The 20,359-nt window shown below is 70.7% G+C and carries 15 protein-coding genes; 9 read left to right on the forward strand and 6 right to left on the reverse strand.

Going from position 1 to position 20,359, the window contains the following annotated elements; genetic code table 11:
• Positions 1–69 precede the first annotated feature (69 nt).
• Positions 70–1,419, reverse strand: a complete 1,350-nt coding sequence (locus tag Pka01_RS21375) for an LCP family protein (RefSeq protein ID WP_203884587.1) — start codon at positions 1,417–1,419, stop codon at positions 70–72.
• A 222-nt stretch (positions 1,420–1,641) separates the two neighbouring features.
• Between Pka01_RS21375 and Pka01_RS21380 the strand changes: the two genes are divergently transcribed.
• On the forward strand, positions 1,642–2,646 hold the full coding sequence (locus Pka01_RS21380) for a hypothetical protein (protein ID WP_203884588.1): 1,005 nt from the start codon (positions 1,642–1,644) through the stop codon (positions 2,644–2,646).
• A 130-nt stretch (positions 2,647–2,776) separates the two neighbouring features.
• On the opposite strand, the gene Pka01_RS21385 is transcribed toward Pka01_RS21380, so the two are convergent.
• Positions 2,777–4,183 carry an LCP family protein gene (locus tag Pka01_RS21385; RefSeq protein ID WP_203884589.1) on the reverse strand — a complete coding sequence of 469 codons (1,407 nt, stop codon included), beginning with the start codon at positions 4,181–4,183 and terminating at the stop codon, positions 2,777–2,779.
• 701 nt (positions 4,184–4,884) lie between these two features.
• Here Pka01_RS21385 and manA point away from each other — a divergent pair.
• Both manA and Pka01_RS21395 read left to right on the forward strand, forming a co-directional pair.
• Positions 4,885–5,994, forward strand: coding sequence for a mannose-6-phosphate isomerase, class I (gene manA / locus Pka01_RS21390; RefSeq protein ID WP_203884590.1), 1,110 nt, complete (start codon positions 4,885–4,887; stop codon positions 5,992–5,994).
• Positions 5,995–6,167: 173 nt separating this feature from the next.
• On the forward strand, positions 6,168–7,223 hold the full coding sequence (locus Pka01_RS21395) for a polysaccharide deacetylase family protein (protein ID WP_203884591.1): 1,056 nt from the start codon (positions 6,168–6,170) through the stop codon (positions 7,221–7,223).
• A gap of 63 nt (positions 7,224–7,286) precedes the next feature.
• Here Pka01_RS21395 and Pka01_RS21400 read toward each other — a convergent pair whose 3' ends face one another.
• A complete protein-coding gene (locus Pka01_RS21400; RefSeq protein WP_203884592.1) occupies positions 7,287–7,967 on the reverse strand; it encodes a hypothetical protein in 681 nt (226 codons plus the stop codon).
• A gap of 187 nt (positions 7,968–8,154) precedes the next feature.
• Here Pka01_RS21400 and Pka01_RS21405 point away from each other — a divergent pair, with 187 nt between their 5' ends.
• The 4 genes from Pka01_RS21405 to Pka01_RS21420 all read left to right on the forward strand — a co-directional run bounded on the left by Pka01_RS21405 (position 8,155) and on the right by Pka01_RS21420 (position 13,400).
• Positions 8,155–8,964 carry a CPBP family intramembrane glutamic endopeptidase gene (locus Pka01_RS21405; RefSeq protein WP_239115174.1) on the forward strand — a complete coding sequence of 270 codons (810 nt, stop codon included), beginning with the start codon at positions 8,155–8,157 and terminating at the stop codon, positions 8,962–8,964.
• Between the two features lie 64 nt (positions 8,965–9,028).
• Complete coding sequence (locus tag Pka01_RS21410) at positions 9,029–9,652, forward strand: MFS transporter (RefSeq protein ID WP_203884593.1); 624 nt, start codon at positions 9,029–9,031, stop codon at positions 9,650–9,652.
• 123 nt (positions 9,653–9,775) lie between these two features.
• Positions 9,776–10,510 (forward strand): YcnI family copper-binding membrane protein, encoded by a 735-nt coding sequence (locus tag Pka01_RS21415; protein ID WP_203884594.1) that lies wholly within the window; start codon positions 9,776–9,778, stop codon positions 10,508–10,510.
• A gap of 307 nt (positions 10,511–10,817) precedes the next feature.
• On the forward strand, positions 10,818–13,400 hold the full coding sequence (locus tag Pka01_RS21420; protein ID WP_203884595.1) for a sensor histidine kinase: 2,583 nt from the start codon (positions 10,818–10,820) through the stop codon (positions 13,398–13,400).
• A 1,151-nt stretch (positions 13,401–14,551) separates the two neighbouring features.
• Here Pka01_RS21420 and Pka01_RS21425 read toward each other — a convergent pair.
• The gene (locus Pka01_RS21425) at positions 14,552–15,265 is read right to left on the reverse strand and encodes a maleylpyruvate isomerase family mycothiol-dependent enzyme (protein WP_203884596.1); all 714 of its coding nucleotides are present in this window, start codon (positions 15,263–15,265) and stop codon (positions 14,552–14,554) included.
• 55 nt (positions 15,266–15,320) lie between these two features.
• A complete protein-coding gene (locus Pka01_RS21430; protein WP_203884597.1) occupies positions 15,321–16,340 on the reverse strand; it encodes a pirin family protein in 1,020 nt (339 codons plus the stop codon).
• A 192-nt stretch (positions 16,341–16,532) separates the two neighbouring features.
• On the opposite strand from Pka01_RS21430, the gene Pka01_RS21435 reads away from it, so the two are divergent.
• On the forward strand, positions 16,533–17,957 hold the full coding sequence (locus tag Pka01_RS21435) for a dihydrolipoyl dehydrogenase family protein (protein ID WP_203884598.1): 1,425 nt from the start codon (positions 16,533–16,535) through the stop codon (positions 17,955–17,957).
• Positions 17,958–17,984: 27 nt separating this feature from the next.
• Here the strand turns inward: Pka01_RS21435 and Pka01_RS21440 are convergent, their stop codons facing one another.
• Positions 17,985–18,614, reverse strand: a complete 630-nt coding sequence (locus tag Pka01_RS21440; protein WP_203884599.1) for a nucleoside/nucleotide kinase family protein — start codon at positions 18,612–18,614, stop codon at positions 17,985–17,987.
• A 324-nt stretch (positions 18,615–18,938) separates the two neighbouring features.
• Here Pka01_RS21440 and Pka01_RS21445 point away from each other — a divergent pair.
• Positions 18,939–20,359: GAF domain-containing protein (locus tag Pka01_RS21445; RefSeq protein WP_203884600.1), on the forward strand; the 1,421-nt coding region annotated here is incomplete at its 3' end.

A 20,359-nucleotide genomic window follows, 5' to 3' on the forward strand; every position in this document is an offset into this window, starting at 1 on the left:
CCCGTCAAGTCAAGTAGGTTTTTGGGTATCGTGCCGTCTCCCGGAAGCCGTGGTGCCGGGAGCGGGCGGCTAGCAGATCGCGTCGAGCGACTGCGGCGTGTTCGCGGGTGTCGCCGCAGGTGACGGGCTCATCGTGGGTGTACGGGTGGCGTGGGGGTGCGCGGTCAGCGCCTGGGCGACCCGCTTCTTGATGAGCCACCAGTCGGGGTCGGCCGTGTTGATCAGGGGGGGCACGAACGACAGGCTCCGGATCTGTGTGCCGCGCACCTTCCCCGCCAACTGGACCAGAGCGGGCAGCAGGCGCCCGGGAAGGTCGGTCCTGACGTACTGCTTGGCCGCGTCCGCGATCCGTTCGAACCCCCGGAGCACGGTCATCGCGTCGGCCTGCTGGGCCATGTCGTTGAGCAGGCACTTCTGGCGGGCCATGCGCGTGTAGTCGTCGCTGCCGGTGCGCGAGCGCCCGAACCACAGCGCCTGCTCGCCGTCGAGCAGGCGCGTCCCCGCGGGGAGCACCCCGCCCTCCAGTCCGTACGGAATGTCCTGCCTGATGGTGACCCTGACGCCGCCCATGGCATCGACGACCTGGCGGAACCCCCGCATGTCCACCATGGCGTAGTAGTGGACCGGGATGCCGAGGATCTCGCCGACCGTGCCCTTGAGCAGGGCGATCCCTCTGGTGTGCGGCTCCAGGCCCGGGCCGGTCTCCGGGTGGTCGACGCCCCATTCGTAGACCTCGTTGAGCAGGCCGGGCGTGGTGGTGCCCGCGCCCGGGAACCCCCAGGGAAACAGGTCGCGCGCGGGGCCCGGCGGCAACGGTACGTGCTGCAGGTTGCGGGGCAGCCCGAACAGCACGGTCTGCCCGGTGCCGGTGTCGACGCTCGCCACGGTCAGGCTGTCGGTCCGTGCGCCGGGGCGGTTCTTGGCCGCGTCCGCGCCGACGAGCAGCACGTTCAGCCTGGTCTTCGCGCCCCAGGGGCCGTCGGCCGAGCCTGACGCGAAGAGGGCGGTCAGCACGTCACGCGAGACGTACGCGATCCTGCTCGCGACCGCGAGCGGAGCGACCAGCACGACGCAGACCAGCGTGACGACGCCCGTGCTGACACGACGGCCGCGGGCGCTCAGTTCGGCCGGCCGTACGAGGAGGTAGGAGCGCACGACGACGGCCGACCAGAGCACCGCCACGGTCAACGCCGCGATGATCAGCCGGCCCAGCCACTCGGGCTGCACGAGCAACCGGAACAGGGCCGGGCGCAGCGCGGTGACCGCGGTCATGACCGTCCCGAGCAGCATCACGTACAGGGTCGCCAGGGCGAGGCCGGCCCGGGTCCGGCCGGCGATCAGATGGGCGAGGCCCCACAGGACCGCCGATCCCAGGGTGAGCGCCAGCACCCGGCAGACGGCCGCCCGTTCGCCCCGCATTCGCACCCCTTGACCTGATCGTTTGTCCGACAGGCCGGGTGTGCCCAGCCCCCGGCCTTTACAGAGGCACGTGACGAGATCTTGGGCTCTACCTTGGGAAATCAGCGTTGTGGCAGGTGTCAATCACTGTGTTTACAGCGATTGTTGTGAAATTTCCGTACAACTGGTGTCGGATGATGCTAAGAAGTTGCGCGAGCAAGCCTGGCTATAGGAAGGACCGTCATGGTCGACCCTGGCTCTGACGACTCCATGGATCAGAACGGATCTTTCGTCCGGCCGTACGTATCGCGCAGCGGACCGCACGGAGCAGACGGCGAGCAGTTCTGGTCGGAGGATCTCGAAGACGCGGCGGACCGCCGCTCCCCGGAGGACGGCGGCGGTGATCTCCTCTCGAACGAATGGAGACGGAAGGCCGATCGTGAACGCGTAGGCGGTGAGGACGCGGCCGCCCACGACGCGCTCGGCTCAGGTGAACTCCACGACGAGTGGGGCGAACGCGGGCGGGGCGAGGCCGGCGGCGACTGGGACGGCCGTGATCACTCGCGTGATGGCGACTGGGACGGCCGCGACGACTCCCGCGGCGACTGGGACGCCCGGCGCGACGCCACCGACGAGTGGGAGGCCACCGGCGAATGGGACGCCGCCGACATGCGCGGCGACGACCCCGAAGGCCGGCGCCGCTATGACGACGGCGGCGCCGAGCCGAGCGGGTTCCTCGGGTCGGGATGGCGCGACGGAGCGCGTCCCGGCGAGGTTCCCGAGAGCGGGCGCAAGAGCGTGCTGCTGCGGGCCGGCGTGGTCGCGGCGGTCGTGGTGGGTGCGATCTGGGCGCTGGCCGCCTGGGTCGGGCAGCCGTCCGCCACCCCCTGCCCGTCCGGCGGGTGCGAGGCGAAACCGGCGGCCACCGCGAAGGCCACGGTCGTGCCGGTCGACGATCCCGCCACGACCGAGGAGGCGGATCCGGGCGACGTCCTGACGCCGGTCTCGACGGCGACGCCGAAGTCGACTCCGCGGACAACGGCCTCCCCGAGCGCCACGGTCACCAAGGCGCCGGCCTCGCACACGCCCACGGCCACTCCCACGGCCACCCATGCCGCCACGCCGGCGGCGCCCAAGCCGACGCCCACCCCGAAACCGACGCGGACGACGGCGACCCCGACGCCGACCCCGCCCGGCGATGACGATGACGACGACGATGACGGCGGCCTTTTCGGCTGGCTGTTCTGAGCCGGCGTTGGTGAGCCGGCTGTTCTGAGCCGGCCGTGGTGAGGGACGCGTGTGCTCCTCGGCGAGAGGCTCCGCGCGTCCCTCGCCGGCCGGGGCGCGCGTGGGCCCCGGCTCAGGTGTCCGTCGGGCCTCAGGAGGCCGTGCAGGTGTCCTGGGTGGCGTCGAAGCCGTCCACGTCGTCCAGCGACTTGGGCGACTTGAGTCCCGCCCAGTCCGCCCCGACGACCAGGACGAGCGACTTGGTGTCGGTGTCGTGCACGGCCTGGGTCTTCGACTTCTTCAGTTCGCCGACGAGGCGCGGCACCCGGCTCTCGCCGTCGGGTCCGTACTTGACCAGCGTCTTCGCCGACGGCTTCTTCGCGGACGCGACCTTCACGACGTGGTAGCCGCGCTGCTCGAGCTGCGCCGCGACCTGTGTGCCGAGCCCCTGCCTGCTTGAGCCGTTCTGGACGATGATCTGGACCTGCGACTTGGGGATCTTCTGCTCGCCGCTCTTGACGTTGTCGGCGATCTGGTCGGCCGCGACCATCTTGAACAGGTTCTCCGCCTGGGGCTGGACCCATTCCACGCGGCCGGGGTTCGAGACCGAGTAGCGCCAGGGCGTGGTCACGAAGCGGATCTGGCCCGCGGTGAGGCCCTGCGCGCTCATCGCGAGGTCCTTCAGGACGCCCACGGTGAGTTCCGGGTCCGTGGTGATCGACTTCGTCATCGCGTCGAGGAAGCCGAACAGGGCCTGCGGATTGGTCAGCGTCTCGCCGCTCATCGCCTTCTTCGCCATGGAGGCGAGGAACATCTGCTGGCGCTGGATGCGGCCGATGTCCGAACCGTCGCCGATGCTGTATCGGGCTCTGACGTAGCCGAGCGCCTGCTCACCCTGGAGCGTGTGCTTGCCCGCGGTCAGGTGGAGCAGCGCCTTGGTGTCGTTGATCGGCTGCGGAAGACAGACAGGGACGCCGCCGAGCGCGTCCACCATGGACTTGAAGCCGGTGAAGTCGACCTTGACGAAATGGTCGATGTGGATGCCTGTCAGGGTCTCGATCGTCTTCCAGGTGCAGGCGATGCCGCCGGAGTTGAACGACTCGTTGATCATCCCGACATGGGTGTGCTGGCCGGTGAGGCCCTTCTTGGCCGGGCAGGACGGCAGATGAACGAGGGAGTCGCGAGGGAAGCTGATCAGGACGGCGCCGTCCCTGTCCGGGGAGATGTGGGCGAGGATGATGGTGTCGGTCCGCTCGCCGACGAACTTGCCGTATTTGGCGTTCGAGCCGTTGCGCTGGTCGGACCCGACGATCAGGACGTTGAGCGCCTCACTGATCTTCGCCGGTCGCGGGCCGAGCTCCTGCGGGGTCACCTGCTCGTGCCGGACGTTGCCGCTCAGCTTGAAGTATCCCGAGACCACGAAGGTCGACGCGCCGACGAGCACCCCCAGCACCGCCGCGAGCACCGTCCACAGCCATGCGCGCCACTTCGGCACGATGCGAGGCGCCGCCGGAGGATCTTCTACTGGTGGCGCGGGCCGGACGTCGACGAGACCCACTCTTCATGACTCCTGAGGTTCGGACCTGGGCTTACGCCCAAATCGAGAGCCAGCGCGGCAAACCGGGGCAAGTGTAGCGACGGATTCTGAACGTTCGCTTCCAGCCGCCGAGACGTGGACCGCGAGCGGTGTTCGCGCCCCCGCTTTCCTCTTTGTAGATGCGAGTGCGGGGCGAAAAGTTGTGAAGAATGCGGAGAAATCCGGTGATCATTGTTGCGGGGACCGGGTGATCCAGGTCGCTTCCGGAGGGTCGTCCCATGCGCCGCGGGCACGGGACCGGGTGCCGGTGTCGCGGATGCTCGACCATCTTGCCCGCACTCCTCCCTGCCGCCTGTAGGACCGTCGCGGTGGGGAGGGCCGGGCCCGGTGCGGGCCCGCCGGTTCCGGAGGGCGGGGAGCCATCCCTGACTCGCATGCGAAACGGATGAGTCGGCGCTGACGCTAGCCGTCCCCGATCTCGTGATCGGCGACTTTTCGCTGCTTTGGCGAGCGGCGTGTCGTTCTCTTAACCACAGGCTCGCCACCACAGGCCCGTGACCACAGGCTCGTGACCACGCGCTCCTGATCACGGGCGGGCGCGGTGCCGTCTCGTCTTCCACAGTTCACCCACCGCCCGACTCGCGTGCACCGGGCCGTTGTTAGGCTCGGACCTCACTGTGTCCGCCCCGGGACACATCCGCCCAGCATGAGGACAGACGTACGTGGATCCGCTCTCCAACCCGATCAAGGACTATGCGTGGGGCTCCCGGACGGCCATCGCCGGCCTGACCGGCAGGGCGGCCACCGGCCCCGAGGCCGAGATGTGGCTGGGCGCGCACCCGTCCGGCCCGTCGCGCCTGGTGCGGGACGGCGCCGAGACGACCCTCGACCAGGTGATCGCCGCGGACCCCGAGGGCAGCCTGGGCGAGCCCTCCATCGAGCGGTTCGGGCGGCGCCTGCCGTACCTGATGAAGCTGATCGCGGTCGACCAGCCGCTGTCGCTCCAGGTGCACCCCACCTCCGAGCAGGCGGCCGAGGCGTTCGCGCGGGGAGACTCCAACTACTCCGACCCGTGGCACAAGCCCGAGATGATCTGCGCTCTGACGCCGTTCTCCGGTCTGGCCGGATTCCGGCCCTCCGCCCAGTCGGCGATGCTGGTCGAGCGGCTGCAGGTGGAGGCTCTTCAGCCGGTCGTGTCGCGCCTGGCGGCCGACGACGTGCTCGGCGCCCTGCGCCTGCTGCTGGAGTGGCCCGGCTCCAAGCGTGAGCTGGTCGACGCGATCGTGTGGGCGGCGGCCTCGGTCCACCAGGCCGACTACGAACTGGTCTGCCGGCTGGCCCGGCAGTATCCCGAGGATCCCGCCGTGCTGGCGCCGTTGCTGATGCACCGGCACGAGCTGGCTCCCGGCGAGGCGCTCTACCTCGGGGCCGGCGTGCTCCACTGTTATCTCGACGGCTTCGGCGTGGAGATCATGGCCGGGTCGGACAACGTCCTCAGAGCGGGTCTCACCGGCAAGCGGATCGACGTCGAGGAACTGCTGCGGATCACCGAGGCCGGGGCCCAGCCGCTCGCGGTCGTCCAGGAGGGCGACGCCTACGTGCCGCCCGCGGCCGAGTTCCTGCTGCGCAGGATCACGCCGGGAGACGGTCACGTCCTCGAGCGGGCGGTGCCCCGGATCGTGGTGTGCACCGAGGGGACCGTCGGCCTGTCCGCGCCGGACGGCACGCAGGTGAAGCTGCACCCGGGGGAGTCGGTGTTCGTCCCGGCCTCGGATGGTCCGGTCGAGTTGTCCGGCGAAGGGACAGCGTTCAGCGCCGAACCCCAGGTGTGAGGCGGCCGGCCGAGCCCCCCACCCGCCCCCTCGGTACCGGCGTCAAGCGTCGCGGACGGTAAGCATCGCGAAGATTCACGCAGGGTGATGTTTGTCCCACTCTCCGTGAGTCTGACCATGGTCCGGGGTAGGAAGTCACTCATCGTCATCCGGTGCCCGTTGGAAGGGGAGCCATGGGACGCTTGAGGGCCTTCGGCGTGGGGGTAGCGTCGCTGAGCGTCGCCGCGCTGTCCGCCGCGTGCATGTCCGGGGGGGAACAGGACGACAAGGCCGCCGCTGCTCGCGCCAAGGCGAGCAACATGGCCGCGGCGGCCTCGGAGAAGAAGGCCGAGACCGAGATCGCGGCCAAGGCGAAGGCCAACGAGCTGGGTCAGATACCCGTGATCATGTATCACCGGATCATCAAGAACCCGCCGCCCGGCGACGACCGCACGCCCGAGCAGTTCCGGGCCGAGTTGGAGCGGCTGGCCAAGGAGAACTACGTCCCGATCACCGCGGCCGAGTACGTCACCGGCAAGATCGGCATTCCGGCGGGGAAGCATCCCGTCGTGCTTACCTTCGACGACTCCTCACCGTCGCAGCTCAGCCTGGACGGCATGGGCAATCCGAAGCCCGACACCGCCGTCGGCATCCTGATGGACGTGGCGAAGAAGCATCCGGGTTTCCGGCCGGTCGCCACCTTCTACGTGATCCGTGACCTGTTCGGCATGGCGAAGCCGGAGGAGCAGACCCAGGTCCTCGAGTGGCTCAAGGACCACGGCTTCGACATCGGCAACCACACCCGCGACCACCTCAACCTGCTCGGCAAGTCCGAGAAGGAGGTCGAGGAGCAGATCGGCGCGGGGCAGAAGCTGGTCACCTCGCTGATCAAGTTCTCGCCCGTCACGCTCGCCCTGCCGTACGGCAACCAGCCGCGGGACAAGAAGTGGGCGCTGAAGGGATCGGGGGCGGGCGCGAGCTACGACTTCGGTGGTGTGTTCCTGGCCGGCTACACCCCGGCGCCCTCTCCGTACACGAAGGACTTCGACCCGGTGGGCATCCCGCGCATCCGGTCCAAGGAGAAGGTCGGCGACTGCGTGAAGTTCTGCTCCACCGCCTGGCTGGACTGGCTGAACGCCAACGCCAGCGACCGCTTCACCTCCGACGGCAACGCGAGCACCGTCGCCTTCCCGAAGTTCAAGGCGCCCTTCGTGGCGGCGCCCTTCACCAGCCGGGCCCTGCCGTACTGACCCTGCCGTACAGGCTCAGGTACTGACAGGCCGACCCGTTCCCGCCGGCACGGCGGGGGCGGGTCAGCTCGCGTGACCCGCCCTGCGGCGCCCCTCCTGGAGGAACGCCGCCAGGGCCCCGGGCTCGCCGAGGCCGGCCAGCGGGCGGGCGGCGCCGAACGGCATGTTCCAGAAGTCGCCCTCGCGGGGACGCCAGGGCCCGACGTAGGCGTAGGGCTCGTCGATCGCCGAGTCGCCGAGGGAGACGCCGTAGTTGACCTCGTCGAGGGTGATGGCGAGATCGAAGTGCTCCGGCCAGAGCACGGGTGCCATCTCCTGACCTGCCGCGGAGGCCAGACGGCGAAGCTCGATGTCTCCCTTGGCGAGGCAGTGGGCCAGGTAGGCCGCGGCGTCCGCGCTGACGTCCACGCTCTGGTCAGGACCGGCGCCCGAACCGTCGTGGTAGAGCCCCTCGGGCGCGCCGGCCTCGACGCCCGCCGCCCCCGCCAGTTCGGCGTAGGTGACCCCGTGGAGCGGCAGAACGTCGCCGGTCTCCGTGACCAGCACGTCGCCGTCGACGCGCAGGTCGGGTGTGGAGACGGTGGCGAACCCTCCGGCGACGACCCGCAGCCGGATCGTGCCGCTCGTCCGGTACTGGGGGCCGGCCATGATCAGCTCGGCGACGCCGTGCAACGCCCGCCTCGTCTGCGCGAGCCCGGCCGGCGCGCCTGTGAAACGGGTCGCGGATGGATCGTCGTCTCGCACTGTCTTCTCCCTCAGGCTCGGGCCGGACCGCGTCGTCGCGGGTCGCGACCGGGTGTTCCGATGCCCCCGGGGCCGACCGAGCACCGGAGCCCTTCTACGACTAGCCTGCGGGCATGGACGACGACGCCTCAACCCGCCACAGGGTAGCCGCCGCGGCGGAAGGCCGGATCTCGGGCGGCGCGGGCCGGTGACCACGACACCACAGTCCGGGTCCGAGCCCGGCTCCCAGGTCACGGCCGACCTGCGCGGGCTGACCCCCAGGCTCATCGGCCCGGAGATCGTCGCCGTCTTCTCGGTGTCGCTCGGCGCCAGTGCCCTGTTCGCGCTCATTCGCCTGATCGGCGCGCTGACCGCGCCCAAGGCGCTCAGCGGGCAGCAGGCCGTACTCGTCGGGTCGCTCGCGCCGGGCAGGCCGTGGCTGGACCTCACCCTCCAGGTGGCTGAGATCGCGGTCAACGTCGCCCCCGTCGGGCTGGTCGCCTATCTGCTCGCCCGGTCGGGCGAGTCCATGCGGACGATCGGCGTCGACCTGCGCGAACCTGGTCGTGACCTGCTCAGGGGTGCCGCGCTCGCGGCGGCCATCGGCGGCACCGGCCTGGCCTTCTATCTGGTGGCGTTCAATTCCGGGATCAACCTGAACGTCGTCCCCGAGTCGCTGCCCCCGCAATGGTGGCGGGTGCCGATCCTGCTCCTCGGCGCCGCCCAGAACGGCGTGCTCGAAGAGGTGCTGGTCGCCGGATACCTCCTGCACCGGCTCGACCAGCGCGGCTGGTCGCCCTGGCGCTCGGTGGCCGTCGCGTCGCTGCTGCGCGGCTCGTACCACCTCTACCAGGGCTTCGGCGGGTTCATCGGAAACGTGGCGATGGGTCTGATCTTCGGGCGGCTCTACCAGCGATGGGGACGCGCGATGCCCCTGATCGTCGCCCACACGTTGATCGACTCCGTGGCGTTCGTTGGATACGGTCTGCTCCGCGGCAAGGTCTCCTGGCTTCCCTGACGACCGGCCTGACCGGCCGGAAAACTCATGAAGTCGGCTTGCGCCAATAGGCCGACGTGAGACCATGTGGGACGTTATGCGCGCCCGGTTACCCCTTCGTCTCGCGCGATCGGCGTTCTTCGCCATCGTGTGCGTGACGCTGGCCGTCGGCGCGCACCGGCTGGGCGGCGGATCGGCCCCCTCGTTCACGACGGCGCTGGCGGCGGGAGCCGTCGTGCTGGCCGTCGCGGCGGGCCTGGCCGGACGTGAGCGGAGCGCCGCCACGATCAGCGTCCTGCTGGTCGTCGCGCAGGTCTCCCTCCACGAACTGTTCGACCGCACGGCCCCTGCGGCCGCGAGCGCGCTCCCCGCGGTCCACGCGCACGGAGGCCTCGGCGTCGACCTCGGCATGATCATCGCGCACCTCACGGCCACGCTGATCACCGGTTGGTGGCTGGCCCGCGGTGAGGTCGCGTTGTGGTCGTTGCTGCGCCGGGCGGGCGCGCGGGCCACGGGGTCGTTGCGCGTCCTGCTCGCACTCCTGACCCGGGAGCCGGCGCCGGTGCCTGCCCGGTCCTTCGGCTTTCCCTCCACCGTCTCGCGTGTCCGTCCCGGCCGGGTGCTGCTCCACGCCGTCACCCGGCGCGGACCGCCCCGTCCCGCCGTACCGCGCCTTCTCGCGCGCGCCGCCGGGACGTCGTCCGTGTGATCTCCGCGATCTCCTTGATCTGCTCCTGATCTCCGCTCAGGACGCTTCCGGTACGGCTCGCGCTGTCGCCGTTCTCGTGAACGGGTCATCGTCCTTCCCCCGTATCCAGAAGTGGAGATTCCCATGGCGTTCAACGCCGCGCTTCGCCGTGCCGGCGCCGTCACCGCCGGTGTCCTGGCCCTCACCGTCGGCCTGGCCGTACCGGCCCTCGCCCACGTCACGATCAACCCCGGCAGCGCCGTGAAGGGCAGCTGGACCAAGGTCGCCTTCCGGGTGCCGAACGAGCGTGACAACGCGTCCACCACCAAGGTGGAGGTCGACTTCCCGACCGACCACCCGCTGCCCTTCGTCTCGGTCCGGCCCGTTCCCGGGTGGGACGTCAAGGTGACCCAGGGCAAGCTGCCCAAGCCGGTCGTCAACGATGACGGGGACACGGTCACCGAGTCGGTCCTGAAGATCACCTGGAGCGGCGGTGAGATCAGCGCCGGGCAGTTCCAGGAGTTCGAGGTGTCGGTCGGCCCGCTGCCCAAGACCGTCGACGAGTTGGACTTCCCGGCCACTCAGACCTACTCCAACGGAGAGGTCGTGAAGTGGGCGGACCAGCCCAAGGCGGACGGGTCGGAGGCCGAGCACCCGGTGCCCGCGCTCAAGCTGGTCGCCGGAACCGACGACGACGCCCACGGCGCCGCGCCGTCGCCGGCGCCCACGGCCACCGTGCTCGGGGACGCCGGGCACGCGGCCGCACCGGAGGTCGCGGATTCCGACTCCACCGCCCGGGCGATCGGCGCCGTCGGCATCGCCGTCGGCCTGATCGGCACCGCTGTGGGCATCCTCGGCATGCGCCGCTCGCGTAGCTGACGCATGGCGATCGTGGCCGGTCCCGCGCCTGTACGGCCGGGGCCGGCCACGTGTGTCTCCGGGTCCGGGTGCACCACGCCAAGAACGGGACGTAGCGTATAAAATCCGTCAATATCGGACTCGATGGTGTATCTGGGGCGTCAATATCGCCGAGCCCGGGTGCGTTTCGCGGTTTGCTGACGCGAGGCGGCTCGTCGCGGCATGCACGGCCAGCCGTACCTTTGGGTTTCAGCCGGGGGATTCATGGGCGAGCCCGCGGCCGGCGTACGTGCCCGACCTCGCCCTCGACAGACTCGGGAGGGTCTGGATGCCACGCGGGCGATTACGGATCTATCTGGGGGCCGCTCCGGGCGTCGGCAAGACGTTCGCCATGCTCAGCGAGGGCCGCCGGGCGATGCAGCGCGGCCGGGACGTGGTCGTCGGCTTCGTCGAGACCCATGACCGTCCGCGTACGGCGGAGCTTCTCGTGGGGATGGAGATCATCCCGCGGCGGACCGTCCTGTATCGAGGCGGCACCTTCACCGAGCTCGACGTGGACGCGGTGATCGCCCGGCGCCCGAAGGTGGCGCTGCTCGACGAGCTCGCGCACACGAACGTCCCCGGCTCGCGCAACGCCAAGCGCTGGGAGGACATCGAGGCGATCCTCGAGGCGGGCATCGACGTCGTCTCGACGGTGAACATCCAGCACCTCGAGTCGGTCAACGACGTCGCCAGGCAGATCACCGGAGTTCCGCAGCGCGAGACCGTGCCGGACGAGGTGGTGCGGCGCGCCGACCAGGTGGAAGTCGTCGACATGTCGCCGGAGGCGCTGCGCCGCCGGATGGCGCACGGCAACATCTATCTCCCGGAGAAGGTCGACGCGGCGTTGTCGAACTACTTCCGGGTGGGCAACCTGACGGCGCTGCGCGAACTGGCCCTGCTGTGGGTCGCGGGGAAGGTCGACGAACAGCTCGATCGCTACCGGACCGAGCACGGGATCGCGGGCACGTGGGAGACGCGCGAGCGGGTGGTGGTCGCCCTGACGGGAGGCCCCGAGGGCGACACTCTGATCAGGCGAGCGGCGCGGATAGCGGCCAGGACCAAGGGCGCCGATCTGCTCGCCGTCCACGTCACGCAGGCCGACGGGCTGAGCGGCACCGACCCCGTCGGCCTCACCACGCAACGCGCGCTCGTGGAAAGCCTGGGCGGGTCCTACCATCAGGTGGTCGGAAGCGATGTCCCGCGCGCGTTGCTCGACTTCGCCCGGGGGGTCAACGCCACCCAGCTCGTGATGGGGGTCTCCCGCCGCGGCCGCCTGGCCCAGCTGGTCTCCCGGGGTGTCGGTTTCACCGTGACCACGCTGTCCGGGGCCATCGACGTGCACATGATCACGCATGACGAGGTCAGCAAGGGACGGCGTCCCGCGCCGTCGAGGGACGCGCTGACCAGAAGCAGACGGCTGGCCGGTTGGCTCCTCGCCCTGCTGGGCGTGCCCGCCCTGACCGCGGCGCTGCTTCCGCTGCGCGGTGAGCTCACCCTGCCGAGCCAGATCCTGCTCTTCCTGGTCGCCGTGGTCGGAGTGGCCCTCGTGGGCGGCATGTGGCCGGCCGTCACGGCGGCCGTCGGCGGCTTTCTGCTGCTCAACTGGTATTTCACGCCGCCACTGCACACCTGGACGGTCGCCAATCCAGAGAACCTGCTGGCCCTGATCGTGTTCGTCCTCGTGGCGGGCTCGGTGAGCTGGATCGTCGACCTCGCGGCCCGCCGTACCCGCGAGGCCGCCAGGGCGGGCGCCGACGCCGAGGTCCTGTCCGCGCTCGCCGGACACGTGCTGCGCGGTGAGGCGGCACTGCCGTCGCTGCTCGCCCGGCTCAGAGAGATCTTCGGCCTCGCCTCGGTCACGCTGCTCGAACGGCGGCCGGAGGTGGAGCCGAGCCACGGCGACAAGTCCGAGCCGAAGGCGTGGCGCATCGTCGCCACCACCGGCGGGGTGCCCTGCACCTGTCCCGGGATCGCCGACACCGAGATGCCGATCGCCGACGATCTCGTGCTGGCCCTGCGCGGCCGGCTGCTTGACGCGTCCGACCGCAGGGTCGTGGAGGCGTTCGCCGCCGAGGCGGCCGTGGTCCTGCGCCAGGAACGGCTGGAGCGGCAGGCCGAACAGGTCAGGCCGCTCGCGGAGGCCGACAAGATGCGCACCGCGCTGCTCGCGGCGGTCAGTCACGACCTCAGGACGCCGCTGGCCTCGGCGAAGGCCGCGGTGGAGAGCCTGCGCAACACCGACATCCAATGGTCGGCGCACGACCGTGCAGAACTGCTCGCCACGGCCGAGGAGTCCCTGGTCAAGCTCAACCGGCTCGTGGTGAACCTGCTCGACATGAGCCGCCTGCAGGCCGGAGTGCTGGGCGTTTCGTCGGAACTGGTGGCGCTCGAGGAGGTCGTCCCCCGGGCCGTCGACGATCTCGGCCACCTGAGCGGACGGGTCAAGGCCGAGATCCCGCCGGACTTCCCTGAGGTGATCGCCGACCCCGCGCTGCTCGAGCGGATCCTCGTCAACGTCGTCTCCAACGCGGTCCGCTACAGCCCCGAGGGCGAGCGGACCCTGGTCACCGCGAGCTGGCACGGCGAGCAGGTCCAGGTCCGGGTCATGGACCGGGGGCCCGGTATCCCGCCCGAGGACCACGATCGGGTGTTCATGCCGTTCCAGCGGCTCGGCGATCGGGACAATCACACCGGCGTCGGGCTCGGGCTGGCGCTGTCACGCGGTCTGGCGGAGGCCATGGGGGGCACCCTGCTGCCCGAGGAGACTCCCGGAGGCGGCACCACCATGATCCTCACGCTGCCGATCTGGTCGGGGGCGAAAGCCGTACAGAAGACGGTCGAGGCTGCGCCGGCCATCGAGGAAAGCTGAATTGATTTATCCCTAATTATGCTCTTGCTGCCAAATATTTAGGGGTAAGTCGTTTGCAGGGTGCTAAATGAATGGGTCTGGCGCGCCTGGTTGCGATTGCGGTCGATCTCGGTGCATGGTTGACGTGCCGCCGCCAATCGCCTGCACGATTGGATGAGCGACACGTCCGGATCCCCCCGGCAAACCGCCTCCGCGGGATGACTTGCGTGGGGCTCCACATTGAGGCATTTATCAGTGCGCGCGTCGTATCAACAGGCGTTCATACTCAGAGTCATGGACCCCGTCTTATCGGGTGTGAATCTCGCACCCGCCATTTCCGATCCGGCGCTGCGCCGGCTCGCCGTTCCACCGAGAAGATCGTGGCCGGAGGACCGCCGCAGGCGGCCTGCCGCCCGTCGGCGGGCGCGACGTCCATCCGCCGCCCGGCCCGGTGCGTCCGGGCCCACGTGGCGGGGCACCCGACCGGCGTACGGAACCGGTTCGAGCGGAGCCGGGGGTGTCCGGCCCGGGGGTGAGTGGGGGACCCCGCCCGCGTCCCCGGTCCTGAGGATCCCGCCCACGCCGATCGGCTCCCGGCCGTCGGCGCCGGTCGACCCGATGACCGTGCCGCCGACGCCAGTCCAGGCCGTCCAGGCTATCCAGCCTGCCCGGACCGTCCAGGCTGTCCAGGCTGTCCGGACCGTCCAGGTTGTCCGGCCCATGCGGTCCGTACGATCCGAGCGGCCCGGCCGGCCCGTGTGGCCCGTGCAGTACATGCGGTTCCTGGCCGTGGCGGCGATCCTGCTGCTGCCGCCGGTGTGGCTGCTGATCCTGCGGCGGGCCGCACGACGACCCCCGCCGCCACACCGGTCCCTGCGTCGGCCACCGCACTGGCCCCCGCATCGGCCGGTGTGCGCGTGGCCGCGACGGGAGCCATGCCGCTCTCAGCGGACCTCGGCGGCGGTCACGCCCCGGCGTCCGGCGAGGGCGGTGGGCGAGGGCGGTGGCACGACCGTCGTCGAGTGCCCCCTGGCGGTCTTATTACCAGGGTCTCCGCGCCCGGTGGCCGGCTCTCCGGCCACGGTGCACCGCACACCCGGGCGCCTACGCGGCCGGAGCGGGCGCGGAGACCTCTTTCCCGCTCTCCCTGCGGCCCTCCGGACCTCGGCGCGTCACGCCAGGCAGCGCAGCGCGCTGCGCACCCGCGGATCGAGCGGGTGATCGTCCGGCAGCCTGCCCACGGTGGCCTCGACGAACTCCTCCGGCTCCAGCCGGGTGCTCATGCTGTCGATCCGGACCGAGACCCGTCCCGGTCCGGTCTCGACGCGGGCGCCGGACCCGGCCTCGTCGAGCACGAACCCGGCGAACCGCGTCCGCCAGTCCAGCCGGGGTCCGGCCTCCGCGCCGGTGACGGGCACGCCGATGTCGTCGGCGTGCGTCGCGTACTCCGAGGCGTAGTGGAAGGTCTGCAGGCCGACGGGGTAGGGGCCGACGGAGGTCGCGATCATGGCGTCGCGACCGAGGGCACGCATCCGGCGGCGGGTCTCACCGTTCTTGGTGCGCCACTCCCGCAGCACCTCCGCCACCGGCACCTCGTGCCGCCGCCGCACGCACCACTCGTTGAAGGCGTCGAAGCCCCGCCCCACCTGTTCCCGGCCGAGCATCTCGAAGAATCCGGCGATGTCCTCGTCGAGGCAGGCCTGGTTGTAGAGCTCCTCGCCCGCGAGGTGACCGAGAACGTCGCGGACGTTCCACCCCGCACACCGCGACGCCCGCTCCCAGCCCTGCTCGTCGAGGGACGAGAAGAACCGGTCCAGCCGTCGCGCCTCATCATCGAAGATCTCGAACGGGTCGAGATCCGCGAGCTGATCCGATTCTGTGGTCATGCCTCAGCGTTACCCCCGTACGACGAGGTCTCACCAGGCACGGCCCGCGCGAACGCTATCTGTGGCGGCCGCGCGGCCGCATCGGCGTCACGGGCAGGGCGGGGGCGGGCAGCGAAGCGCCGTCGAAGCCGTCGACCGTGCCGAAGGCGGTGCCCGTCGTCCACTCCTCGCGGTAGCCGGCGATCTCCTCGTGAGTCCGGCCGACGAAGTTCCACCACATGATGATCTCCTCCTCGAACGGCTCGCCTCCGAGGAGCAGCAGGCGTGACGGACGGCGGGCGCGCAGCGTGAGATGGTCCCGGCCGGAGCCGAGATAGAGCAGGGGGCCGGGTTCGAGCACGACGCCCTCGCCGCCGTCCGTCTCCGCCGCCGCACCCTTCTCCTTGTCCGTTTCCGTCTCCTGTTCCGTTTCCGCGTCCAGGACGTCGACGGCCCCGGTCAGCCCCAGCAGCGCGTGCTCGAAGTCGGGGCGCAGTGGAACAGTGATCTCGGCTCCGCCGTCCAGGCTGATCTCGGCGCCGACCAGCGGGGTGTAGATCCGGGCCGGAGACGTCGCGCCGCCCAGCTCACCGAGGATGACCGTCACGCTCGCGCCGGGGACGCCGAGCTCGGGAAGGGCCTGATGGTGCTCGAAGTGAGGGGCGACCTTCCGCTGGGATTCGGGAAGGGCGATCCACAGCTGGATCCCGTGCAGAACCGTCTCACTCAGCGACTCCTCCGAGTGGGAGATCGCCCTGCCCGCCGTCATGAGGTTGAGCTGGCCGGGCTTGATGAGTTGCTCGCTGCCGACGCTGTCCCGGTGCAGGATCTCGCCCTGGACCAGCCAGCTGACGGTCTGCAGTCCGGTGTGCGGATGCGGGGGAAGGCGCATGACGGCCGTCTCCGGCCCGTAGTAGTCGATGAAGCACCAGGCCCCGACCATCCGGCGATCGCGGTTCGGCAGGGTCCTTGTCACCTTCATGCCCCGCGGGCCGCCGAGCACGACGTCGCGTCCGGTGAGGAACTCCGCGGCCGGGCCCTCCGGCGCCGTCCCGACGGAAACCGTCGCCTGCGGGTCCTGTTCCAGGTTGCTCATGCCCAAAATGTACGACCTTGGCTGCGCCACCGCCCGAGCGGACCGGCTCGTACCCCGGCTGTTCATGAACATCTCGCGAGGGGGCCGCGGGGGTGGGAAGGAACCGGCATGCGGGTGGCGTCAGACTGGCACCCTACGACTGCACTGATACGACGGCCCTGATACGACGGCACTGAGAGTGGAGAGACGACCATGCCCGATGTCTTCGATGTGATCGTGATCGGCGCGGGACCGGCGGGAGAGGTCGCGGCGGGGCGGATCGCCGCCGCCGGGTTGAGCGTCGCGGTCATCGAGAAGGAGCTGGCCGGAGGAGAGTGCTCGTACTGGGCCTGCATCCCCAGCAAGGCGCTGCTCCGCCCGCTGGACCTCGCGGGAGAGGTCACGAGGGTACCCGGGCTCGCGCTCGGCGAACTCGCCGTCGACAAGGTGCTGGCCAGGCGTGACGAGATGGTCTCCGGCTACGACGACGCCGGCCAGGTCGGGTGGATCGAGTCCGCGGGGGCGGTGCTTCTCCGCGGGAAGGGGCGCCTCAAGGGACCTCGCGAGGTGGAGGTGCTGCCGGGCGACGGATCCCCTCCCGGGACCTCTCAGACGCTGACCGCACGCCACGCCGTCGTGCTGGCCACCGGCAGCGGCCCGGTGATCCCGCCGATCCCCGGGCTGGCCGAGGCGGAGCCGTGGACCAACCGGGAGGCCACCGGGGTGCGTGCCGTACCCCGGAGACTGCTGGTCATCGGTGGTGGCGTGGTGGCGTGCGAGATGGCCCAGGCCCTGCACGGGCTGGGGGCGGAGGAGACCACCCTCGTCGTGCGGGGCGACGGTCTCCTGGAGCGGGTCGAGCCCTACGCGGGCGAGATGGTGGCGCGATCCCTGGCCGACCAGGGCGTCCGGATTCTGCCGCGGGAGACCGTCGAGCGGGTGGAGCGGCCGGTTCCCGGAGGGGAGATCACCGCGTATTTGGGGGGCGGCGAGACCCTGCAAGTGGATGAGATCCTCGTGGCCACCGGCCGCCGCGCCGCCACGGCGGATGTCGGCCTGTCCGCGGTCGGCCTGGACGATCATCACCCGGTGGGCGTCGACGACAGCATGCGGGCGACAGGAGTCGAAGAGGGCTGGCTGTACGCGATCGGCGACGTGAACGGCATCAGCCTGCTCACCCATATGGGGAAATATCAGGCACGAGTGTGTGCCGACGTGATCGTCGCCCGCGCCAAGGGCGCCCCGGACGATCTCCCCGGCATGCGTGACCGGGCCGACTCGATCGGCTCGCCTCAGGTCATCTTCACCGACCCGCAGGTGTGCGCGGTGGGCCGCAGCGAGGCCCAGGCGCGCGCCGAGGGGTTCGACGTCCGTACGGTCGAATACGAGATGGGCAACGTGGCGGGCGGCTCCCTGATGGGCGTCGGCTACCGCGGGAGGGCCAAGGCCGTGGTGGACGAGCGCCGCCGCGTGTTGCTCGGGGTGACGTTCGTGGCCCCCGGGGCGTCCGAGTTGCTGCACTCGGCGACGGTCGCCGTCACCGTCGGCGTCTCCCTGGACGACCTCTGGCACGCGGTCCCGGCGTTCCCCACCGTGAGCGAGGTGTGGCTGCGCCTGCTGGAGACGTACGGCATGTGACCGCCTCCTGTCTCCCTGACTCCCCGTTCACGGTTGGGTGATCACGGCGGGGTGGCGCGGGTCCTCCATCCGGATCACCACGTCGGCCGTCCGTGAGGGCTCGATCTCCCGCTCGTACCGGTCGTAGGCGGGCAACGTCCACTGCTCCTCCACGGCCGTGCGGCGGGTGAGGGCCGCCGGAGACAACGACAGGTGAACGGTCAGGTCGAAGGGCAGCCCGTGGGCGAGCAGGAGCGGGCCGTCCACCAGGGCGACGCCGCCCGGCGGCAGCGTCACGTAGGGGGCGCGGGTGGCCCGATCCCTGGCGCTGTCCCACAACGCCGGAAGGACCTTGCCCGTACGGCCGGGCTCGAGCGGCCCGAGGACCTCCCGGGTCAGTCCCGTGGTGTCCAGCCATTCGGCGTAGAAGACGTCGGGATCCGTACGGCCGAACTCGAACCGGAGGGAGGCCGGGCGCAGGAAGTCGGCGGCGGACACCCGAAGGACCTCGCGCCCCCGCACGCGCAGCGGAGTGACGAGTTCGTCGGCCAGCCGTCCCGGCGCGGTGGGCGGCGCGCCGTCGACGGCTACCCGCAGCCACGAGTCCCGGGGCTCGGACGCGATGCGGTCGGCGAGTTCCTCCACGAGGAGCGACGGGGAGACGGGGCGGGCGCGCACAGGTCCATCATCCCGGTCCCCGCCGGGAAGCCGGATCCGGACAGGCCTCCCGAAGCGGAAACCCGGGTGTGGAGCGGGCACGGCGGTGCCGTGATCTTTGGTGTCGCGACGTGCGCGGGCCGTGTGGCGCCGTGACCAGCGTGGACCTTGGGTGCCGTGACCCGTGGGCTGTCGAGTGTCGTGACCCGCGGGTTGTGGGATGCCGTGGGCCGCGGGCCTTGGGGTGTGGTGACCTGCGGGCCTTGGGGTGTGGTGACCCGCGCGGCCGCGCCATTACCCCCCTTGGGATGGGCGCTGACCTGCGAGGGTGGGACAATTCACGATATGGGCGAGAGGGAGCGTCGCCCGGTGCGGCTGGGCGAACCGGTGACGGAGCCACGGACGCGCTTCGACACCGTGCGGGTCTCCCGCGACCGTGTGAACGCGCTGCTTGAGGCTCTCCTCGCCGTCGGCGGCGATCTCGATCCCGAGACGGTGACCTGCCGGATCGTGCGAGCAGCCACCTCCCTGGTCGACGCGCGCCGCGGAGCTCTGATCAAGGCCCACGGCGCCCAATTCGATGTCGCCGAGGTCGGCGGCGTCGAGCCGCCGCGTGTCCTCACCGAGGACCACAGGCCGGTACGGCTGCCGCGCAGCGGTTCTGATCAGGCATTTCTGGGTGTGCCCGTCCTGGTCCGTGGTGAGGCCGTCGGCCATCTGTGTCTGGTCGAGAAGCTCGACGGCGGCGACTTCGACGAGCAGGACGAGGCCATGGTGACCACCTTGGCCGGGGCCGCGGGGGCCGCGATCGAGAACGCCCGGCTGTACGAGGAGAGCCGACGCAGGGAGCTCTGGCTTGAGGCGTCGTCGCAGGTCACGACCGATCTGCTGTGTGGGGTCTCCTCCGACGACGTGCTCGCCCTCATGGCCCGCCGGGCCAGGGAGATGACGGGCGGCGACGTGTCGGCCGTCCTCCTGCCGGGAGAGGATCGCACCACGTTGCGGGTCGTCGTCGCGGACGGCCCGGAGGCCCTGCGCATCGCGCGGTCGGAGGTCCCGGTGGCGGGGTCGCTCGGCGGGAGGGCGTTCACGCTCGGCAGGCCCGTCATGGTGGACGACTTCGCCGAGGCGGGCATGCCGGCCGTGGTCGCGGGGCGGATGCCCGCGGGACCGGTCGTCGCGGTTCCGATCGGTAAGGCCGAAGCCGTCCGCGGGGTTCTCTCGGTGTGCAAGCGGAGGGGCGCCGCCTCGTTCACCGCGGCGGAATCACGGATGCTGCACGCCTTCGCGGGGCATGCGGCGATCGCGCTCGAATTGGCGGAGTCCCGGCGGGACGCGGAGCGGTTGCGGCTGCTCGAGGACCGCGACCGGATCGCCAAGGACCTTCATGACGTGGTGATCCAGCGGCTGTTCGCCGTCGCCATGATGTTGACGAGCACTGTGCGGATGATGGAGCGGCCGGAAGGGGCCGGCCGCATCCGCCACGCCATCGACGAGCTGGACGAGACGATCCGGCACATCCGCTCGACGGTCTTCGCGTTGCAGGCGCCGAGCGAATCGGGGGAGATCGGGTTCCGAGGCCAGATCGTCGGTCTCGTGGCCGACGCCGGGACGCGGCTCGGCTTCATGCCGGGTCTGCGGATGGACGGCCCACTGGACAACCAGGTATCCGCTGAGCTGGCGGAACAGGCGGCGGCTGTGTTGCGGGAGGCGCTGTCCAACATCGTCCGACATGCCAAGGCGTCCCGCGCCGACGTGTGTGTCGA

Source organism: Planotetraspora kaengkrachanensis (assembly GCF_016862895.1).
Classification (GTDB): domain Bacteria; phylum Actinomycetota; class Actinomycetes; order Streptosporangiales; family Streptosporangiaceae; genus Planotetraspora; species Planotetraspora kaengkrachanensis.